The organism is Pararoseomonas baculiformis, assembly GCF_017813395.1.
Taxonomy (GTDB): Bacteria; Pseudomonadota; Alphaproteobacteria; order Acetobacterales; family Acetobacteraceae; genus Roseomonas; species Roseomonas baculiformis.
Genome location: NZ_JAGIZB010000100.1, coordinates 1 through 1,290 on the forward strand (window position 1 = coordinate 1; position 1,290 = coordinate 1,290).

Sequence of the window (1,290 nt, forward strand, 5' to 3'; positions counted from 1 at the left end):
GTTGGACGTGGTTTGCGGTACCAGGCACTGCTGGCCGCGGCTTCTCTCTCCGCAGGCTTGAGCCGGGCGGCCAGGAGGGTGACGAGGGAGAACAGAGCGAGCAGGCACGGCGTGGTGCGGGCGATGGCGAGGTCCGACCACTGGCGCTGGGTCTCGACGCCGAGGTGGGCACGGGTTTCCTGGAATGTGACCTCCAGTTGCCAGCGCTGGACGAACCAGCCCAGGATCTGCTCGGGCGCGCGGTGGAGGTCGGTGCACAGTAGGGCCTGCGGGCTGAACCGGCGCTGGGGATCGCGGATCAGCACCCAGCGGATCGGCACGATGGGCATGCCGCCGTGGCGCCAGACGGCGGTCGCGGTGCAGATCTCGATCTCGCGTTCGCCTTCACCGTACCAGCCCTGGATCTGCAGCGCCTGCCAGCGCGTGTCGCCATCCCTCAGCACCTCGGACAGGTTTGGGAGCCGGGCGCCCTTGGTACGGGGTCGTCCATTGGTCCCGGGCAGCCGAGGTGGCGCCGGGTCGTAGAGCGCCGCATCGAGCCGCAGGCGCGTGATGCCGGTAACCTTGTGGCGGGCGAGAGCCGACAGCAGCTCCAGGGCAGCAAAGCCGCTGTCACCGACCACGACGATGTCCCGTCCCGGCAGCCATCGACGGGCTTGCACCACCAGCTGGCGTGCCCAGTCGGTGAGCTTTTTGTGCCGGAGGCCGCGCACCCGGCAGTACCGCTCCGAGGGCGCCAGGGCGGTGAGGAAGGGCAACGCCCAGACCCGCCCGGCCCAAGGTACAGGGGCCAACAGCATCAGGCTGATCCAGCGCAGGCCGGAGGCCTTCACGAAGTGCCCGTGTGAGGAGCGCACCGGGTCACGGTAGATGCCCATCGCCGCGATCCGCTTGCCGCGGCGGCGCTCGATGGTGTCGTCGATGCCCAGCACCACCGGCCCTCTCGGCGCAAAGGCCTCAATCAGGTGCCCCAGCAGGAGGCGCGACGCCGCCCGGGAGCTCCAAGCCGCCCGGCTGAGCACTCGATGGTAGTTCACGAAGCGTCGCTCCCGCGCGAGCCCGGTAACGCGGAGCAGGCTCGTCACTGTGCGCTTGCCCGGCGCCAGAATGGCCCCGATCAGCAGCACCTCCGCGCGACGCCAACTCCGCTGGAAAAAGAGGGGCGCAAAGCTCAGGATCACCGCGGCGAAGCGGGTCGGCAGGCAGAGCATGGCGGCGTCTCTTGGCGGGGACGCATCCACCCTAGCCGGTCAGCCCGCTCCGCCGCCTCTCCTCAGCTCAAATGGCCAA

Annotated in this window: 1 protein-coding gene; it reads right to left on the bottom strand. The window is 69.8% G+C overall.

Annotated features, from left to right (window positions below; all coding sequences use genetic code 11):
* Positions 1–1,211 (bottom strand): IS701 family transposase (locus J8J14_RS24745; protein WP_209382202.1); only part of this gene is annotated, 1,211 nt, incomplete at its 3' end.
* Positions 1,212–1,290: the final 79 nt, after the last annotated feature.